The organism is Enterovibrio norvegicus DSM 15893, from assembly GCF_900115495.1.
GTDB classification, from domain to species: Bacteria; Pseudomonadota; Gammaproteobacteria; order Enterobacterales; family Vibrionaceae; genus Enterovibrio; species Enterovibrio norvegicus.
The window spans coordinates 12,963-31,424 of the sequence record NZ_FOWR01000053.1 but is presented as its reverse complement, the minus strand read 5'-3'; the positions used below and the strand labels follow the sequence as shown (position 1 = coordinate 31,424).

General features: G+C 47.7%; 16 protein-coding genes. 6 read left to right on the top strand and 10 right to left on the bottom strand.

The features are described 5' to 3' along the window. Nucleotides 1–479 (bottom strand): Hcp family type VI secretion system effector (locus tag BM082_RS22235; protein WP_074928678.1); only part of this gene is annotated, 479 nt, incomplete at its 3' end. Between the two features lie 325 nt (nt 480–804). Here BM082_RS22235 and BM082_RS22230 point away from each other — a divergent pair. Continuing rightward, the gene (locus tag BM082_RS22230; protein ID WP_074928676.1) at nt 805–1,332 is read left to right on the top strand and encodes a DUF4395 domain-containing protein; all 528 of its coding nucleotides are present in this window, start codon (nt 805–807) and stop codon (nt 1,330–1,332) included. A gap of 75 nt (nt 1,333–1,407) precedes the next feature. Here BM082_RS22230 and BM082_RS22225 read toward each other — a convergent pair whose 3' ends face one another. After that, nucleotides 1,408–3,648 (bottom strand): DNA/RNA non-specific endonuclease, encoded by a 2,241-nt coding sequence (locus BM082_RS22225; protein ID WP_074928674.1) that lies wholly within the window; start codon nt 3,646–3,648, stop codon nt 1,408–1,410. Between the two features lie 310 nt (nt 3,649–3,958). Between BM082_RS22225 and BM082_RS22220 the strand changes: the two genes are divergently transcribed. The 3 genes from BM082_RS22220 (at nt 3,959) to BM082_RS22210 (ending at nt 5,941) form a co-directional block, all read left to right on the top strand. Then, nucleotides 3,959–4,174 carry a DUF3820 family protein gene (locus BM082_RS22220; protein WP_074928672.1) on the top strand — a complete coding sequence of 72 codons (216 nt, stop codon included), beginning with the start codon at nt 3,959–3,961 and terminating at the stop codon, nt 4,172–4,174. Nucleotides 4,175–4,258: 84 nt separating this feature from the next. Next, nucleotides 4,259–5,410 (top strand): winged helix-turn-helix domain-containing protein, encoded by a 1,152-nt coding sequence (locus tag BM082_RS22215; protein ID WP_074928670.1) that lies wholly within the window; start codon nt 4,259–4,261, stop codon nt 5,408–5,410. Between the two features lie 66 nt (nt 5,411–5,476). Beyond that, a complete protein-coding gene (locus BM082_RS22210) occupies nt 5,477–5,941 on the top strand; it encodes a hypothetical protein (RefSeq protein ID WP_244276073.1) in 465 nt (154 codons plus the stop codon). A gap of 131 nt (nt 5,942–6,072) precedes the next feature. On the opposite strand, the gene BM082_RS22205 is transcribed toward BM082_RS22210, so the two are convergent. From BM082_RS22205 to BM082_RS22185, 5 genes are all read right to left on the bottom strand, one after another. Continuing rightward, nucleotides 6,073–7,038 carry a nucleoside hydrolase gene (locus tag BM082_RS22205; protein ID WP_017017400.1) on the bottom strand — a complete coding sequence of 322 codons (966 nt, stop codon included), beginning with the start codon at nt 7,036–7,038 and terminating at the stop codon, nt 6,073–6,075. Nucleotides 7,039–7,338: 300 nt separating this feature from the next. Further along, entirely contained in the window at nt 7,339–9,327 is a 1,989-nt protein-coding gene (locus BM082_RS22200) for an EAL domain-containing protein (RefSeq protein ID WP_229491881.1), read from the bottom strand. Nucleotides 9,328–9,440: 113 nt separating this feature from the next. Next, nucleotides 9,441–10,190 (bottom strand): substrate-binding periplasmic protein, encoded by a 750-nt coding sequence (locus BM082_RS22195; protein WP_229491882.1) that lies wholly within the window; start codon nt 10,188–10,190, stop codon nt 9,441–9,443. A 590-nt stretch (nt 10,191–10,780) separates the two neighbouring features. Next, on the bottom strand, nt 10,781–11,668 hold the full coding sequence (locus tag BM082_RS22190; protein ID WP_017014994.1) for a LysR family transcriptional regulator: 888 nt from the start codon (nt 11,666–11,668) through the stop codon (nt 10,781–10,783). 76 nt (nt 11,669–11,744) lie between these two features. Further along, the gene (locus BM082_RS22185) at nt 11,745–12,308 is read right to left on the bottom strand and encodes a pyridoxamine 5'-phosphate oxidase family protein (RefSeq protein WP_017014993.1); all 564 of its coding nucleotides are present in this window, start codon (nt 12,306–12,308) and stop codon (nt 11,745–11,747) included. Nucleotides 12,309–12,501: 193 nt separating this feature from the next. Here BM082_RS22185 and BM082_RS22180 point away from each other — a divergent pair, with 193 nt between their 5' ends. Continuing rightward, a complete protein-coding gene (locus tag BM082_RS22180) occupies nt 12,502–13,710 on the top strand; it encodes an iron-containing alcohol dehydrogenase (RefSeq protein ID WP_017017404.1) in 1,209 nt (402 codons plus the stop codon). 123 nt (nt 13,711–13,833) lie between these two features. On the opposite strand, the gene BM082_RS22175 is transcribed toward BM082_RS22180, so the two are convergent. Next, a complete protein-coding gene (locus tag BM082_RS22175; protein ID WP_074928665.1) occupies nt 13,834–14,520 on the bottom strand; it encodes an HD domain-containing protein in 687 nt (228 codons plus the stop codon). Nucleotides 14,521–14,792: 272 nt separating this feature from the next. Here BM082_RS22175 and BM082_RS22170 point away from each other — a divergent pair, with 272 nt between their 5' ends. Further along, on the top strand, nt 14,793–16,166 hold the full coding sequence (locus tag BM082_RS22170) for a DEAD/DEAH box helicase (protein WP_017014989.1): 1,374 nt from the start codon (nt 14,793–14,795) through the stop codon (nt 16,164–16,166). 136 nt (nt 16,167–16,302) lie between these two features. Here the strand turns inward: BM082_RS22170 and BM082_RS22165 are convergent, their stop codons facing one another. Both BM082_RS22165 and BM082_RS22160 read right to left on the bottom strand, forming a co-directional pair. Continuing rightward, nucleotides 16,303–17,682: an MATE family efflux transporter gene (locus BM082_RS22165; protein ID WP_017017406.1), complete on the bottom strand. Its 1,380-nt coding sequence runs from the start codon at nt 17,680–17,682 to the stop codon at nt 16,303–16,305. Between the two features lie 105 nt (nt 17,683–17,787). Next, a complete protein-coding gene (locus tag BM082_RS22160) occupies nt 17,788–18,456 on the bottom strand; it encodes an acyltransferase (RefSeq protein ID WP_017010224.1) in 669 nt (222 codons plus the stop codon). Nucleotides 18,457–18,462: the final 6 nt, after the last annotated feature.

Here is an 18,462-nt window from a genome sequence, read left to right as displayed (position 1 = left end):
GTACCTGCGACAGTGTGTTCCCAATCAATCTTGCGGTATGCGACAGACACAGTCACCAGTTGGGTGAATTCTTTCTTCTGTGCGTCCTGACAATGAGGCATTTGGCAATCGATATCGATGATGGTGCCGTCGGTCAGAATGGTAGAGAAGAAGTGTTCTTGCTTACCTTCCACCGAGGTGCGGTACCATTTCAGTTCGATTTTCGGCAGCATCTCACCAGACGCTAGCGAGTTGTACATCAGCGGCACGGCTTTGTTCAGCGCCACGGTAAACTTAAATGGCTTGTGAACACGTTGACCAGAAGGCTGGCCGCTTTGTGGGTCAGTCGGTACCGTCACGATGTGGTCAAAGGCTTGAACCAGCATTTGGTCTTCATGACCTTCCACGTAGATGTTACCGACAGAATCAGCAGTGAATGCGCCAGCAGTGATGTTGCCCTGAGTTTTGCCTTCGATGGCGATATAACAAGGAGTTGGCATTGCGATGTCCTTATGCAGTGAATACCGACCAAGAGGGTCGGAATAGACGTTAGTTTTGATTACAACGCAGGAGATAACGCAAGGGGTGTGCCAGCTATGGACGTTAATAAAAACAAAGGGTTAGGTTGCATTAAAGGAATGAAGAGCAAGGAGTTGCTTAGGGGGTGGGCGAAAAATTGCTCACTGAGCAAGAATTGGCCGAAATAACACGAGGTGAAAGAGTGCATTCTACGATCACACCTTTGCTTCTCAACAAGCGGGTCTCGTTGCACTGTCTTATAATTAGGAAATGCTAATCTAAAAATGCTCGCTGAGTGGCACTGCGATGAATAATGACGACCTCAAGCAACACCATACATTTTTCACTCAACCCATTCTCGCTGTTGGGCAGTGTATTCCGGGAGAAAGTGACTTACGGTTAGATGAGACGGCGGCGAGAGCCAGAGCCGGATTGCTGAATGTCTTATCTGGTATCACGATATTTCTCTTGATCATGCATCCGGAGTTAGACCCCGTTCTCTATGTCGCTCCTTACGTTATCTTTGATATGTTAATGGCTGTGCTTTTCGGGCTAACACCTTTGAGCCCGAGTGGGGTGTTAGGCACGGTACTGACCATGAAATCTAAGCCTGTTTGGAGACCAATCAAACCGAAACGTTTTGCATGGACCTTAGGCGCGATCATGGGGGCTACTTGCTTAGGCTTTCGATTACTGGATACCCCAGACAGTTGGATGCTGGCGGTATTGGGCATGTGTTTTGTGCTGACATGGCTTGAGGCTGTACTAGGCTTCTGTCTTGGTTGCTGGATGTATGGGAAGCTGTTTGGTTGTGAGGCCTGTGCGTGGGATTGAGCCAATAAAAATAAAGGCAGCAAACGACATAGCGTGTTTACTGCCCTTCAACGTTTTGATTGGCGTGTCGAAACGTTAACTAAATGTCAGTACTTGGCCTTCAGCGCTTCTACTAAGGGCTTTGTATTCCACTTTCGACACCACAGTGCCTTGGGCATCATGCAATTCAATCCATGTGCCTTTGTTGGAAAGTGCAGCGCCACCACCGCCCGCGCGAACTATCACTTTATGTTCTCGCCCTGGCGACAGCACCAAACGCTGACGCAAGGTTGTGGTGCCGGATTTGGTTTTGACCTGCCAGCCCGTGACATCAAGTAAGCCTGGGCTGTCATTTCGAATGGCAACCCATTCATTGCGATCCCCCGCACCAACAGGGTTCGGCAATGCAGATGAAATGGCGACATCACCTTCCTCAAACAACACCACATCAGGATTAGAATGCGGATCGAGGAGCGGTTTGCTGTCATCTCGGTTTTTCAAGACAGGGAAGAACGAACGGATGTGCATACCGCGTGATTTATCTTGCGCGGTTTCTCGGTAAACCACCAAATCGTAGCGCCAACCATTGATCGCGACACGGCGTTTTGCTTCGCCATTGAAAAACGAAAGAGGGTCGACATCATTCTTGTAACTCTCAATGGTCGCGAGCGTCCCGATGGCGAGCAGGCATTCAGGACTGATGCCGACGAAGAACCCACCTTTCGATTTGTGCGCCGTTTTGTTGCCTACGCGCCAACGCATCGACAGGGTGGCGACATCGGTATTCAATTGGCCTTCAGGGCCGTCATAAAACGAACCGAGGTAATTCAAATCTGTTTTGCCATCAATGCCGTTTTGTTCATCCCAGTAGAATTTCACCCAGCAGTGATAGCCGCCCACTTGGTACTGCGCGCCTTGCTTCTTAAATTCGCCAAGGAACACATGTTCAAAGCCCGAGCAATCGTGAGTCGGAGAACTGTAGTAATTGGTATAAAGCCCAAACCACATGTTTTTCACTGAAGCTTTGAATGTCTCTAAGCTCGTGAAATCGACACACTGATTGGCACCAAAGGTATCGCTACTGAACGGAAGGTCTGTTTGTTTGGTCGCCGCGTAACCCAAGCCACCTTTGGTCGTTTCCGCGATGGCATACTGATAAACCTGCTCCATGAGTGACGGTTGATCACCCTGATTACGCGCAAAGCACGCATCTAAGAAGGTGTCGATTTCCTGCAGTTCTTCTGCGGTGTAGCCCTCTTTTTTGCTCTGCACCAGATTGTAGTTGTCGATCAGCGCTTTGAGTGATTGATAGGTCGGTAGCGTCGCGAGCTTGTCGGTATTCACGTCTTCAAACAACGAGAACTGCGCAAAATCACGATGCTTTGGCTTACGATTGCCTTGCTCGCGCAGCTTGATATCAGCGTGTTCATTGATCCAGCGACCATCTTTCATGCGCGTGACAGAAAAGCCCGTTTCGTCACCATCCCATAGATCTTGCACGATGTCGAAGTAGTCGCCACGCGTCTCAATGATGTCTGTTGGAGACTCAATCGGCCGCATTTCTGGTGTTTGAATGTCGTTAGAGTCGGTGTAGTTATTTGGGGAATAGAACATCGGGTTTGCTTCGTACAGCGCTTGCTCAAAATACAGATCAGTCAGCTCGCTGATTTGCGTTAATGAAACCTGATAGTTCTCGAGGTTCAGGGCATGCTTGCCGTTCTGATCATCCCAAAACTCGCTTTGCTTCATCAAAAACGCTCGGCTCTGTAATTCCCCATTTTTGGTGAACACAATCACCTTCCAAAATGCAGAAGGAATATAAGTACCGCGATAGGGCTGATCGTTGATGGTATTGATAGGGCCGGTAAACACCGACAATTTGTCGCCTAGTTCTGGGTCTTCAAGTAGCCAGTTTTCCAGCTCTAGCCATTCATCTTGGTTGAACTTTGCATGTTGCAGGTTGGCATTGGTGTAAAAGAACGAATCGCGATTGGCCTGGCTTGCCTCGGCACGTGTGCCCCAAGTGATCGCCGCGCGGCGAACCATATGGCCGCGATCCCAATCATTATTTTTGAAAACGCTAGCACCTGCTTGGTAGGCAATGTCTACGCGTGGGTCAATTTTCCAACGGCTTCGACGAATCTGAATCAAGCCTTTCCGGTCAACGTTGTGGGCGGTGTAGAACGCGGTTTTGGTTTCGCGGTTCATTACCAGTGAAAAGTGCTCATAGTGGAGCGGATCGCCATCATCCCAAGCAATTTCTCGTAGTTCTTCGCCAAGGCGAGGTAATTGAACAGGATGCGCGAGAAAGTCGGTATTGAATCCTTGAGCTGCCATCAAAATCTCCAGTAGGGAACGAAAATACCTTCCTACGGTAAAGCAGTTGCCTTGGAAAATGGGCGAAACTGGCGCTGGATTCCAACATTGCTTCGTTGTTTTACAAGGTGATCGAACGTGTTGGAAATAAGAGTCGGACGTTGACGGCAGTGGATCATGAATCGCAGGGCGGGAGAAATACCGGAAAGATGATCAAGGTAAATTGTTACCGACAACGAGAGGCGATGGCTGCATTTACTCGCGTTCGCCTAATGAGTGAAAAAGCACAAGGTGATACACTGCGCGCTTTCTACGTTACGAAGAAAATCCCATGCTAGACAAAGAAAAGATGCTGAAACTGGCACGCATGAAAATGCCGTTTGGTAAATACGCGGGGCGCGTGATCATTGATTTACCCGAAGAGTATTTGCTGTGGTTTCGCAAACAAGGCTTCCCTGAAAATGAGCTAGGCGCGTTGATGGAACTTGCGTTAGAGCTGAAAATTGAAGGGCTAGAAACGCTTATTCGACCGCTAAAACAAGACTAACAATCACGTCGTAAACAACTTACCTGTTGCTGAGCGGCGGCTCAGCAAACTGCATCAAGGACGAGTGTTCGCTCGATAGACATCATGGAATCATTGTCACTCTCGCAAGCCCGCAAGCTTATTCTTCATTCTCAACAGCTGCCTCAAAACAAGCAAGGTGGCAGTGCCTTGTCAGCCACCTTGTCGGCGATTGAGCAATTGGGTTACATCCAAATCGATACTATCTCCGTGGTGCAGCGCGCGCATCACCACACCCTGTGGAACCGCAACCCGCGTTATGACGTTTCTCACCTTGATACCTTGGTTGCACGTAAACAGGTCTTTGAGTATTGGTCGCATGCAGCCGCTTTCCTTCCCATGCGTGATTACCGCTATAGCTTGCCGAGAAAACATGCGTTTAAAAGCGGCGCACAAAGCCACTGGTACAAACGCGACAATAAAATGATGGATGAAATAGTAAAACGCATAGATGCGGAAGGGCCGCTGCTAGCGAAAGATTTCGAGGGTGAGAGAAAAACCAAGCAAGGGTGGGGCAGGAAGCCATCAAAACACGCGCTTGAGAACTTGTTCATCCAAGGTGATTTGATGATCACTGCGCGTCGAAATTTCCAGAAAGTGTACGATCTCACAGAACGTGTTTTACCAGAAGGCATAGACACATCACGGCCAGATGACGAGGACTACGCCCGCTTCTTGATCACGCGTTTTCTTGAAGCCAATGGCGTAGGGAATGCAATAGAAATGAGCTATTTGCTCAAGAACACCAAACCACTCATCACGTCGGTGCTGAAAGACATGGTTGCCAATGGAGACCTCCTTGAGGTTGTGATCAGCGATGCGGTGTATTTTGCGCTGCCTCAGTCACTTTCCTTGCTTGATAAACCCCTCGCCAAACGAAAAGCCAAGATCTTGTCTCCGTTCGACAACCTGCTTATTCAACGAAAACGCGCCCAGTTTTTCTTTGATTTTGACTACCTGATCGAATGCTATGTGCCAGAAGCCAAGCGCCAGTTTGGTTACTTCTCGCTGCCCGTATTGTGGAATGGCGATCTGGTTGCGCGAATGGATTGCAAAGTCGATAAGGCGTCGTCAACCTTGGTGGTGTTGCACCTTGCCCTAGAAGCAAAGCTCAAGAACATAGAAGCATTTAACGCGAATTTGCGCGACGAGCTTCAGCGTTTCGCTGCATTTAACGGGTGCGAAAGTTATCGCATTGAAAGAACCTCAACAGCGTAAAGTGCTTTAGGAGGAAGAGGCATTAAACCGGTTCAATTGTTGCTTTGGTTTCTCACAATTGGTTGAGTGTCTATCTGCGTTGTCGTGCACCATGTCGACGACAAATCACGTCGAGCAAGGTTAATCACCCCACACACCATGAACAAAGCAAAACACCTTCAATTACTCATCTACAGTTTCGTCACGTGGTTGAGTTTCTATTTGATTGGCTTACCCGAGTATTATCAGCAATGGCCGCTATGGTCCAAATTGGTGATCCTTCCCTTGGTGACCTTCATCTACTTTCCCGTCACCCGCTACACGCTCAATAAATATTGGGATGACGGACGTCATTTCATTAACGCATGTTGGCTGGCGTTGTACCTCACCGTGCCGCTGTTTATCTATGATTACTTCCTGCTCGCTGTCTACAAAGGGCTGGGGATCGAATTTGTCATACCGTATTGGTATCTCATCTTCTTCTATTTTTCATTTTGGGTGCAGTTCCCTTACATCGGCTGGCGAATGGAAAAAGAAGAGAACAACGCGTAACGGTCGCTCTGTCGCAACAGCTATTAACTGTTCCACCACGTGATGATGCAAACCTGGGGTTTAGGAAAAGAGACGCTAGGGGGAAAGCTTTCAGACAGAAAGAGGCTGCATGATGCAGCCTCTTTGGGTGTTTATTCCGCGCCGTAGCTGGTCATGGAATCAAGGTAAAGATCGAGCAGGGCTTGATCGTTAACCTTGATGGCAACATTCTGCGCGGGCATGTCGCTCCATTCGTCAGTTTTGTGCTTGGTGTCCGTGTACTTTTGTAACGTATGGCCAACAGCCGGGCCATCGCAGACGACGCGCACCGGGCCTTTGCGAAGGGTAAACAGCGATGGGTCGATCACATAGGCAATGGCTGATGGGTCATGCACAAAGCAGCCGTTAACACCCATGCGTTCTTTGTAGAAGTTTAAGTAGAAGCGGCTGATGTCCCACATAAACTGTCCCACTTCCCCGCAAGTATCGCGCAATGTGTCGATATAATCTGACGAGAAGAAGGCTTCATGCGTAACATCCAAACCCACGATGGTAACTTGCCAAGGCGCAGTGAACACAATGTCTGCTGAGTGCGGATCATCATGAATATTGGCTTCGGCAAACGGCGTCACATTGCCAGTGTGTTCGTGTGTGCCAAATGCGCCACCCATGATCACGACTTCTTTAACAAGTTCGGCAATTTCAGGTGCGTGGTTATACGCGAGAGCAAGGTTGGTTAATGGACCAACGGCCACGAGCGTGACGTCGCCAGGCGATGCTTTTACGGTATCGATGATGTATTGAAATGCGGGACGTGGATCGGCAGTGATCGTCGGTGCCTCAATGGTAATGCCGCCAAAGCCATTTTCGCCATGCACGGCGATACTGGCACCTACTGGTTCACGATATAGCGGTTTGTCTGTTCCTTTTACAACGTCGCACTGAAGGTTAAAGCGTTCTTTGAGATAAAGTGCGTTGCGTGTGCCGGTTTCGATGTCTGCATTGCCAAAGATGGTGGTGAGAGCCAACAGTTCAATGTTTGGATTTGCTTCAGCAAATAGGATCGCCATTGCATCATCAATTCCCGGGTCGGTGTCTAATATTATTTTGGTTGTCATTGTGGAGACCTAGCCGATGAGTGAGTGCCTATTCTATGGAAATTTCACGGATGACTTATGCGGATATGTGTATTTTTATTGTGACACTTATCAATAAACCCATGGAAAGTGACATTTATCCCTCTGAAATTAAGAGGGAATTATCGCCAAGTCTCTCATTTTAGATGTCAGCGTTTCTGTGTAGAGAAGGTTTTATCACGTGCGCGGCATGACAGGGCGTTGTCTAAATAGAGATAAAAGAGTGCCAGAGGCAGCTCTTTATCTCGTCGTGGTTTTTAGACAATGTATAAGGAGGCGTGACTAATGCTCGGCACCCTCTATCGCGGGAGAGACAAGGTGTCGGTTTTCTAAAAAGCTCATTAAGTCTTGAATAGGTAAGGATTTAGAATAGAAATACCCCTGAACATAATCAAAACCTTGATGCAGCAAGTATGACTGCTGATCTATATTCTCAATGCCTTCGGCAATAATGCCCATGTTGAGTTTGTCCGCTAAATATTGAACCACGCTGAAAATCGCTTTTGCATCTTCATCACGAGGCAAGGCTTGTGTGAAGTGGCGGTCGACTTTGATTTGGTCAAACCCGTAGGTCAGCAAATACTCTAGTGAAGCAAAACCTGTTCCGAAGTCGTCCAAGGTCACAGTCACCCCTGCGTTCTTTAGCCAGTGGCGCACTTTGTAGCTTTTCTCGGTATCGAAAATTTGGCAAGACTCTGTAATTTCGATATCAATGCGCGTCAATGGAACATTAAATTCCTCTGAAAACATCAATAAGTCGCTGATGAATTGGTCTGACACCAATTGCTTCGGTGACACATTCACACTCATTCGAAAGTGCTCAGGTAGTGCATCTAAATAGTGACTGAGATCGGAAAAGGCGCGACGTAAGATGGCTTGCCCAAGTGCAACAATCAGCCCGTTCTTTTCTGCTTCTTCAATGATTTCGATAGGCGCGCCGTCTTGTTTGGTGTCGCTGTTCAATCGCAATAAAGCTTCACAACCGACGACTTCACCAGAATGCATGCTGACTTTGGGTTGGTACTCCAAATAGAAATCATCATTTTCAATGATCTTTTGTAGTTTCTTCCTTGTTACATCACGGCGAGAACGCTCTAGGTCCGCATCTTCGTCATAGAAGCGAATGCATTTTCTGCCAGCGTCTTTCGCAACATATAGCGCGATATCCGTGCAGTGAAGAAGACGTTGCGGTGTGTGTGCATCTTGCGGATACACAGTGACGCCAATGGATGTGGTAATCCACTGCGTGTTGTTGATGTCTTCGCGGTGCAGGGGGACGCTCAACACGGGATTGAGTTGCTCGATCAGCGCCTCGGGTGTGGTGTAGTTGTTAAACACGATGATAAATTCATCGCCACCCGGTCGGCTAATGATCGCGGTGTCTTTTAGTGTGCTTTGAAGAATTTCGGCGAGTGTGGTGAGCAATTCATCACCCAATTGATGCCCGTACGCATCATTGATGCCACCGAAGTTATCGATGTCCAATGAGACAACAGCAAAGCGAGAATTTTGCTCACACAGTGCACCTAGCGTTGAAAGCAATGCTCGTCGATTAGCTAAACCTGTTAATGGGTCTTTCTCAGACAGTGCTTTAAGTTCCGCTTTGGTTCTCTCTAGCTTGTTCATGTACTTCGCAGCATGATCAATGGAGGTGTTGTAGGCCCGAATGAGTCGGCCAAATTCATCTTTTTCATGGCCAGCGACGGTGATCATTTTTGCTCGGTTAGTACGATCAATGTGTGAGTTGTCATCAATGTGCTGAATAATGTTCGACAGTGGCTTGCCAATCTGGCGGTGAAAGAAAACACACAAGAATACTGCCGTCATAAAAATTTCGACTGATGTAGAAAGGAAAATCGTCCAGATCAGTTGGTGAAACTCATCTGCAGTGGGCACATAGTCGATGCTGCCCACGAGTGAGCCTACGTCGGAGTCTACGTGCTTACCGTCGCGAAAGACGGGAAACGTCAGTGCATGGTTTATCGTTGATGTTTCGTAGTTTGGTAGAAAAGAAACGAACCAATTTTCCGTCGAAGAAGACGGTGTTTTTGATGCTTTAGCAACGATGTCACCGTAGTTATCGAGCAAGATAACTTCTGAAAATAAAGAATCTTTCTCGAAACCTTTGAGCAGCGAATACGCCTGCGTGGAATCCAAGTTGAATGCGGCATAGGCGGCGCTGTCTGTAATCTTCTCTAGCTGAGAGTTGGCTTCACGATATTTTTCGTCATAGAGGCTCTGCAATTGCACATTGGCCATGATGACGCTCATTATCATTCCTGCCACAAAACTCAGTAATATCACTGAGGTGACAAATCTGCGCATCAATGGTGCTTTTGATGATGAAAACAACCAGTTGCTCATGGATTACCTTCTGTTTTTCACTATGGTGCTGCGGCTTCACACGAAGCAACGTGCAGTTTTTTAGGATCATCTTGCGTGCACACGTCATAGAGCTTGCCGCTTTTACGTAACCTGTTGTATGCATTCTCTAATGCGCTAATCACACTAGGGTCTGATTTGGGGTTAATGGCAAGGTTAAGTACCAGAGGGGATTCAGGGTCGCCTAAATAAAGGAACGATTTCAGGTCTTTGCCGATGCTGTCGTCAAATGCATAGGTAGACCAAGGGCCTAACACGAAATCGCACTTGCCATTTCTCAACAAGCTAATGCGAAGCGCCGGTCGAGCGACACTGCCATCCGGCGTTCGGAATGTGTTGAGAAGGCTGTTTAAAGAGAAGAGGTTTTTATTTTGCTCGAACCCGAGTGTTTGTAGCTGCTGGTAAGAATAGGTTTCTAGTTCAGAGCAGACTCGAAACCGTTTGGCATCATCTAAAGAGGTAATGGCTAAATCTTCACGGTGGTTTAAACCAATTAATGATGAACGTTCAAGCGCATAAAGGGGACCAATCCAATGAAATAAGTTTTTTCGCTTCTCGGAATAAGCGATGGAGAAAATGGCAACATTCTTTTCTTTTGTCGCCGTTTTATAAGCGCGCGCCCAAGGCATAACATCAATTTCTGACTCTTCCATATTCGCTTCTTTGAGTATGACTTCCATCATATCAACGGCGCGACCACTGAATTGGCCTGCGTCATTAAAGACTTGAAATGGGGGTAATAACTCACTCACAACGCGTAAGCTATTGTCTGCGCGAGCTCGTTCACTAAAAAATATCATTCCTGCGATTATTATTAGTAATTTCATTATTTTATAATACCGATTAGCGTTAATTTCATGCTGCTGTATGTTTCATAAACCCGTGTGGTTTTCTGCATTAAATAACACGGTTAAGAATACAATACCTTTCGTTAAACCTATTGATACAGCACGCTAGTGACTTAACGTAGATTGTACAAGGTTCATTAATAATAAAATGTCTCTTAATTGATACATGTAATAGTTTTTTCGCGATTGAATTTAAGTGTCGATACAGAAAGATAGAAAACAAGTCTTTGTTTTCATAAAATCAAACACGTTGCTTATTTTGACTAAGGTGTTGAATATAATATTGAAATAAAGACTATTTATGAGACAATTCAAACAAGAGATCAATAACCTTAACGGTACTATGTCTATATTAACAGCATCATTCGTGTGATTTCATAATGGGAAGTAAGCTCACACTTTTGATGTTTAAAAAGCGGGGAAGTAGACCCTGATAATCTAAAAATGCCAGCGACAGCATGCCAAGGTGAATGTTTCGATTACCAATGTTTCGATTACCAATGTTGAGCAGAGAAATAGTCGCTAAGGTGATCAATGAGCGCGCGCACCGCAGGTGGCATATTTTTTCGCGAGGAATAGAGCACATAGACCTGCATGTCTTTAGGCTTCCAGCTGGGTAATACCTCAACAAGCTCCCCTGATTGCAAATGTTTGGCAACAAGGTACTTGGGTTGCATCGCGATGCCTAAATGAGCAATGGCGGCTTGCGTTAATAATGTCGCGTCATTTGCGGTGAGGTGGCAGCTTATATCAATAGATTCAATGTCAGCGTCTTTGTGAAGGTGCCATACGTGGCGCTCGAAGTTTTTGTATCCCAAGCACTCATGCACCTCGAGATCTCGTGGGTGTTTTATCTCGGATGACTTGTCGAGATATCCCGGCGAGGCAACCAGTACGGATTCGCAAGGCGCAATCGGTTTACCAATGAGTGATGGGTCGGGGTCTGACGCAATGCGCAGTGCAAGGTCGATACGTTCCCGTGTCAGATCGGTATTGGAATCTTCCAAATCAACATCGATGACCACGCTGGGGTGGGCAAGCATAAACCCTTTTAGCGCAGGCACGAGCTGTGCATAACCAAAAGACATGCTCGTCGCGAGCCGTATTGTGCCTGTCAGTTCATCATTTGCCGTGGTGAGTAAGGTGAGTTCATCCGCTTTTTCGAGAAGGCGTTCGACATCGGCAAGGCACGTTTCTCCAGCAGAAGTTAGAGACACTTTGCGCGTGGTGCGATTCAACAGGCGTGTTTGCAGCCAGTTTTCCATCGCTTCGATGTATCGCGTCACCATAGGGCGGGACATGTCCAAACGATCGGCGGTCGCCGTAAAGCTCCCTGAATAGGCCACGTCCACGAAGACTTTTGCGGCGGTTATTCTGTCCATAGATGTCTATTTTAAGAAATAATAACATCAGTATTTGCGGCATTTTTGAACATGTCAACATTGCCCATTTTTCTGCTTATTCTTCCTCAAGCCCTGTGCGTTTAGCGATGTCAGATTCAAATCCGTCCAGGCTGGTTTGGTTTTTCTTTAGCCAATACCGTTGAATGCCTTCTTCACCCTGGCGATCAGACCATTTGTCCAAGTCATCACGATCGCCTTCGTAGCTGAAATATGGCACAGACATGCCACACGAACTCTGCACAAGGTCGATATCCAACAAGAAAATTTGGCGCGAGGCAAAATTGATGGGGAACAAGGCCGAGAAAATCTCCCACTCCGGATCATTTCTATGCAGTGCGCGGGCTTGACCATAAGCGCGAAGGATCAGTGGCGCACCTTCAAATGCACAAAACATGATGGTCATTCGTGGGTCACGAAGCACATGTGCAGCAGATTCGTTGCCGCTGCCCGTTTGGTTTAGCCAAGCAATGGTTTTATTGTCCATAACGCGCAGTGAATCGCCGCCTTTCGGTGACACGTTAACCTTTCCACTTTCAGCCGCTGTACCGACAAAATACATTTTCTGCTCGCCGATGAATGCGATGTGTTTTTCACTCAGTGATTTGGTTGTTTGTCCCATGTTTCGTCCTTGATGATGCCGCCATATACGGAGTGAATACCGTAACATTGTTGAATTTTCATACCAAATCACGTGGGACACTGTGCGATTGAAGTGGCTGAACCGTGACAAGACGCGACCTTTTTAGGTGTCCAAATAGCTGCATCATGGAGTTATGGTTACTCTTAAGCGACAGTTTTAAGGAGTAAACCGCATGGCTGACAGCGCATCATTACTTGTCTACAAGACTTACATGAAAGCTTTGAAAATAGCGGCGAGGATCATTCCCATTCCTCGACCGACGCTTTTTTCTGGCGCCAATAGCAGCGAGCAACTCTGTGAAGCCATTGGGTTAATGAACATTGGCAAGTTACTGATCGTGACTGATAACGCGCTGGTGGACATTGGCCTTGTGGGCAATATCGAAGCGCAGCTCATCGCAAATGGTGTGGACTTTGTACGTTTCTCTGATGTCACGCCTGACCCCACTTATCCGCAAGTTGAAGAGGGATTGGCGCTTTATCACGCAGAGCAGTGTGACGGCATTCTCGCCATTGGTGGCGGTTCCCCCATTGATTGCGCGAAAGTGATCGCCGCACGGGTAACCAACAAAAAATCAATCAAACGTTTAGCGGGATTGTTGAAGGTGTGGCGAACGCCTGCACCGCTGTTTGCACTGCCAACCACGGCGGGGACAGGCTCTGAAGTGACCGTTGCCGCAGTCGTGTCCGATCCCAATACGCACCAAAAAACACCCTTGATGGATCCAAAACTTGTGCCGCTAATGGCAGCGCTTGATCCCGTTTTGATGACGGAACTCCCTCCGCACATTACTGCTGCAACGGGCATGGATGCGCTCACACATGCCGTGGAAGCGTACCTTTCGGTAAATGCCACCGCAGAGACGGATGCCTACGTTAACGCAGCCATGGCTTTGATTAGCCGCAACCTTATCGCGGCGTACAAAGACGGACGTTCACTGAAAGTCAGACAGGGCATGGCGTTCGCGTCTTACTATGCGGGGCTTGCGTTTACCAAAGCGAGCTTGGGTTACGCTCACGCCATTGCACATAACTTGGGCGCGAAATATGGCACGCCGCATGGCGTTGGGAATGCGCTGGCGCTTCCACATGTTTTGGCGTTTTCATTGCCGGATGCAGCAAGCCGAATGGGTGACCTTGCAAAGATGGTGGGTGTGGGTGATGAGGAGTGGGACGACATGACCAATGCGCAGGCGTTTATTGATTATGTGGTGATGTTGCAAGAAGAAATGGCGCTACCGAAAACGTTAGAAGCCATAAAAAGCCCCGACGTGTCCACTATCGCAAAGTTGGCCATCAAAGAGGCGAACTGGAATTACCCTGTTCCTCGCTATTTAACCCAGCTTGAATGTGAATCTCTGATTCAAAAATTAATGGTGTGAAGCCGCACTAGCCTCGCGCTGTTGGGCGCAGCTTCTTCGTGTTCAACTGCACCTTTCATCGCAAGGCTGTGTTGCTTTGGTGTTTCTCCATCCATGGTATCCCTTCCTTGGACACTCCCCGGATTACGCGATTTCTTCTGCAAGCTGTGCCAAATACGATTGCATGAATACGGTGCGACGTTTGGCTTCTTTTTGCGCTGCGGCAGTTTTCATGGTGTTTTCGAGTTTCAACAGCTTGGTATAGAAATGATCCAAGGTGAACTCTCCATCATCTGGTTCTCGCGTTTCGCAGAAAGGGTCATCCGGCGAATAGAAAGGGCGATTAAGCGTCACGTTCACTTGTAAGCAGCGTGCAACGCCGACGGCTCCGAGGGCATCTAAACGGTCTGAGTCTTGAACAATTTTTGCTTCGAGCGTGGAGGTTTCAACGTTTGCGCTAAAGCTATGCGCGACGATAGCATGATGAATGCCTGTCAGATACTGCTTTGGATAACCGATGTTTTCTAGAAAGGCTTGTGCTTTATCTGCAGCATGCAGTGAGCTTTGGCGGCGTTTAGGGTGGCCTTTTCCAAAGGAAAAACAATCATGCAAGTAGGCGGCGGGAATCACGATTTCAGGTTTTCCACCTTCTTCTTTGCATAGCTGCTTGGCAGTTTTTACCACACGCAGAACATGCTGAAGGTCATGCGCGAGATCTTGGGTCATTTCTTGTTCGATAAAGGCAAGAAATGCGGCTTCGCGTTCAGGCGTGAGGACTTTGCTTTTGTCTAGGATCATGTTGGCCAACGATTGGATTGTTTGAGAAGACATTCTTATTAGATTAAGGGCAACAGACCCTCGATAATTTGCGCCATAGTATGCGCCAATTCCCGTTGAATTCTAGCGTCTCACATTGTTTGAGTCGGGAGTTTTAAGAAAACGTGAGGGTGGAAGGAAAGGCTCAACCTTGCTGCTCAATTCTCATGCAAATTAGCAGGAAAGACATTGCTCTGTTTTTTAAGCGACCCATGCTAGAATGCGCGCCCTTTGTGGCAGGCGATATCTGCCATACTTGTTGTTTTTCCATTTAGCCGAGATTTCTCATGCCATTCTCTAAGCTGGGCTTAAGCCTGCCGATTGTTTCAGCCGTCACTGAACTTGGGTATACATCCCCAACGCCAATTCAAGAAAAAGCGATTCCTGCGATCTTGAAAGGTGAAAACCTACTGGCTGCTGCGCAAACCGGTACAGGTAAAACGGCCAGCTTTGTGCTGCCGATTTTGGAAATGCTGAGCCGTGGCGAGACCCAGCGCAAAAAGCGTGTGCGCGCGTTGATCCTTGCGCCTACACGAGAGCTGGTGGCACAGGTTGAGAAGAATGCTGAGCAATACGCGAAGAACCTTTCGCTTACCACGCTAGCCATGTATGGCGGCAAAGAAATCGCTGCGCAAAAACAGCGCTTGGTTGAAGGCGTTGATATTCTGGTCGCAACGCCAGGGCGTTTGTTGGATATGTATTCGCAGCGCGCTGTTCATTTTGATGAAATTGAAATCTTAGTATTGGATGAAGCTGACCGCATGCTCGACATGGGCTTCATCGAAGACATCAATAAGATCATCGAGCGTTTGCCTGTTGATCGCCAAAATCTGCTGTTCTCAGCGACGTTGTCTGACAAAATTCGTTTTCTTGCGAAAACAGCGGTGCCAAACCCTGTTGAAATTTCAACGGCGAATTCACAAAGTAAACCAGATATTGAGCAATGGCTGACGACTGTCGATAAAGACAAAAAATCCGCGCTGCTGAGTCATTTGATCACCGAGCAAGCGTGGGATCAGGCGTTGATTTTCCTTGAAACTAAGCATGGTGCGGCCAAATTGGTTGAACAGCTTGGTAAGCGTGGCATTCAAGCTGAGTCGTTCCACAGTGGCCGCAGCCAAGCGGTACGAGAGCAACTGTTGGAAGATTTCAAAGCCGGTGATCTGAAATTCCTGGTCGCAACCGGCGTTGCATCGCGCGGTATCGACATTGAAGAGTTAACGCGCGTTGTGAACTACGACCTGCCGTTCCCTGCGGACGATTACATTCACCGTATCGGTCGTACTGGCCGCGCGGGTGCGAAAGGTGAAGCGATCACCTTCTTGTCGAAGGATGATTTCAAAAACCTTTGTATGATTGAAAGCCGCCTTGGGCATTTGATTGAGCGTCGTGATATTGAAGGGTTTGAGCCACGTAAACCTGTGCCGATTTCTGTTTTGAATTACGTGCCAAAGAACAAACCAAAAGGCGACAACGCTGATAAGCGTGATGCGAAATCGCAACGCAGCCCACGCTCAGGTGCGAAACCAAGCGGACGTTCAAACAATCAAGATCGTCGTCGCTCTGATGATAGCGCGGGTAAACCAGTATCGCGTCAGCGTTCAGAGTCAAGCCGCTCAAGTAGCCCTTGGGATTCGCTGAAGCCGAAAAAGAACATCTAATACCGAACATAAAAGCGCAATCATTAAACCTTCGTGTTTACTGAGCGCCTTGTTCAAAGAAGCCCGCGCTCGCGGGCTTTTTTGCAGGGGGAAGGTGTGTTGAGTGAGATCGACTGCCACGTTTTACCGCGAGATGCTAGTGTAAGTCTGCAGCCACATTTTTAACCCATCTTTTACTTTTCAATCGCCAACCACAGATCACTGCTTTCAAACATTCTTCAATGATCACCAAGCCAAGCAGATACTGCGGCGGGTAGTTGAACACATGTGTGAGCAAAAATGCGCAGGGGAGCAAGAATATCCACTGTGCGAACACATCGGTCATCAAGCAGAACATGGCGTCGCCTCCTGCTCGGAGTACACCAACAATCAGCATCATCGAGATACTTTTTATGACAAGAGACGCCGCCATGAGACTGAACAACGATGACGTTAGCTTTTGCGCGTCTGAAGGAACCTCGGCGTGGAAGAAAAGTGATAATAGGGGGAATTCTAAAAGAGAGAGCACCAATGCAGTCACTACTCCCACGGCAGCGCTAAAGTAAAGGTGGAGACGCACTGCTTGAGGGAGTTCATCCAACTTATTTGCGCCCACCATATTGCCGATCAAAATAGAGCCTGCGGTTGATAACCCAATGAGCAAAGACATGGCGAAAGCTTCAAGTGGCGCAAGAACAGATAATGCGATTAAGAGGTTTGGGTCACTAAAGCCAAGAATCGCATGGAACGCGAACAACCCTGCCGCCCATATAACAGCGTTGACTGCCGCGGTGACAGAGAGGCGTGCGACGACCTTAATATCTTTATATTTTAATGCGACAAATTGCGCCACACGGAAATGCGTCAAAGGGTGTTCTTTGACGAGCAAGTAAAGATAAAGGGCAATACATTCAATAACCGCACTGATAGCGGTACCTAAAGCTGCTCCTTCAATGCCCATGGCTGGAAAACCAAAGTGACCGAAAATCAAGAGCCAGTTGAGGAGTAGGTTGAGCCCAACCCCGATGAAACTGATTTTGGTTGCAATGGCGGGTTGATGCATGGCACGCAGACCACTTGCAATGCTAGAAGCGTACGCAAAACAAAACAGACTGACAGCAATGGTTTGAAGGTAGATCGCTCCTTTGTTGATGATGTCTTGAGATTGACTGCCTAACCCCATTAACGGATGGGGGAAAAAAAACAAAAGGGTAAAAAAGAACAACGCAGTGGCGAGGCTGAGCAGCAAGGTAATCAGAACCGTCGTGTGTAGCTTTCTTGGCCCATCTTCAGTTTTGATGCCAAAGCATTGAGCTGCAACTTGGCCACCGCCAATGCTTAGCCCAATTATAAAGAAGCTAATGACCATCTGAGCTTTGGCTGCGAGGCCAATTGCTGCAATGTCAATTTCGCTCAACGAAGCCAGCATAATGGTGTCAACCGTACTTTTGCTGGAGAATATGGCAGTTTGTAATGCAACGGGAAGGGCGAGTAAAACAAGGCTTTTATAAGGCGCTAAACGGGCATGTATAGACATGAATGAATCCGTGAATGGTGGAAGTAAAGGTGCAGACCCTCCTTGCTTTTCGAGGGCGTAATTCTTCAGTGTTACAGAAGTATTTGGAGGGTCTGCAAAAAGGGATTAAGAAGCGGTATCTAGTTGTTTAACGATTTGCGCGGGGTTACCCATTGCTATGCAATTGTCCGGGACGTCCTGGTAAACCACACTATTTGCGCCAACCACAGCGTTTTCGCCGATGGTAACCCCCTTTAAAATGGTGACCCCCATGCCGATCCATGCATTGTCTTTAATGGTGACTTTCGCGCTAAGGGTACGTGCAGCATCGTCGTCACCCCAGCGACCTGTAACGGGGTGCCCACTGCTGTCCATGATGGTCACTTTAGGACCAAATAAGACCTTGTTACCAATGTTTACCTCTTGGTAGCAGACAACAACGGTGCCTTGCATCACAACGCCATCGCCAATGGTAATTTTGCCAGAAGCGCCCTTATTAACCTGAACAGCGGTCAGACGTACTGGACGATTTTCAAAGGCAAGGTTGTCATCAGAGTAAAGAACGGTGTCTTTACCAATGGTGATGGCTCCCTGAAAATCGGCTTTGTTGATTAGCGAAAATTGCGCATCGCGAGTGTAGTCATCGGAATCACGCGCAAGGGTAAAGGCGATATGAGGCTGGCCAACAAATGTTGCTTTCTCATGGATCTGCATTTGCTCACTAAATATGTGTCGTGCATCTTCCACTGTCACGCCGTTGGACACTGGAAAAATGTTTTCATATACACAAGGCATAACATC

Coding starts and splice junctions, on each gene's coding strand:
- BM082_RS22160 (WP_017010224.1), bottom strand. CDS start 18,456: ATGCCTTGTGTATATGAAAACATTTTTCCAGTGTCCAACGGCGTGACA.
- BM082_RS22180 (WP_017017404.1), top strand. CDS start 12,502: ATGGCTGACAGCGCATCATTACTTGTCTACAAGACTTACATGAAAGCT.
- BM082_RS22225 (WP_074928674.1), bottom strand. CDS start 3,648: ATGGCAGCTCAAGGATTCAATACCGACTTTCTCGCGCATCCTGTTCAA.
- BM082_RS22185 (WP_017014993.1), bottom strand. CDS start 12,308: ATGGGACAAACAACCAAATCACTGAGTGAAAAACACATCGCATTCATC.
- BM082_RS22175 (WP_074928665.1), bottom strand. CDS start 14,520: ATGTCTTCTCAAACAATCCAATCGTTGGCCAACATGATCCTAGACAAA.
- BM082_RS22215 (WP_074928670.1), top strand. CDS start 4,259: ATGGAATCATTGTCACTCTCGCAAGCCCGCAAGCTTATTCTTCATTCT.
- BM082_RS22170 (WP_017014989.1), top strand. CDS start 14,793: ATGCCATTCTCTAAGCTGGGCTTAAGCCTGCCGATTGTTTCAGCCGTC.
- BM082_RS22230 (WP_074928676.1), top strand. CDS start 805: ATGAATAATGACGACCTCAAGCAACACCATACATTTTTCACTCAACCC.
- BM082_RS22200 (WP_229491881.1), bottom strand. CDS start 9,327: ATGAGCGTCATCATGGCCAATGTGCAATTGCAGAGCCTCTATGACGAA.
- BM082_RS22220 (WP_074928672.1), top strand. CDS start 3,959: ATGCTAGACAAAGAAAAGATGCTGAAACTGGCACGCATGAAAATGCCG.
- BM082_RS22190 (WP_017014994.1), bottom strand. CDS start 11,668: ATGGACAGAATAACCGCCGCAAAAGTCTTCGTGGACGTGGCCTATTCA.
- BM082_RS22205 (WP_017017400.1), bottom strand. CDS start 7,038: ATGACAACCAAAATAATATTAGACACCGACCCGGGAATTGATGATGCA.
- BM082_RS22165 (WP_017017406.1), bottom strand. CDS start 17,682: ATGTCTATACATGCCCGTTTAGCGCCTTATAAAAGCCTTGTTTTACTC.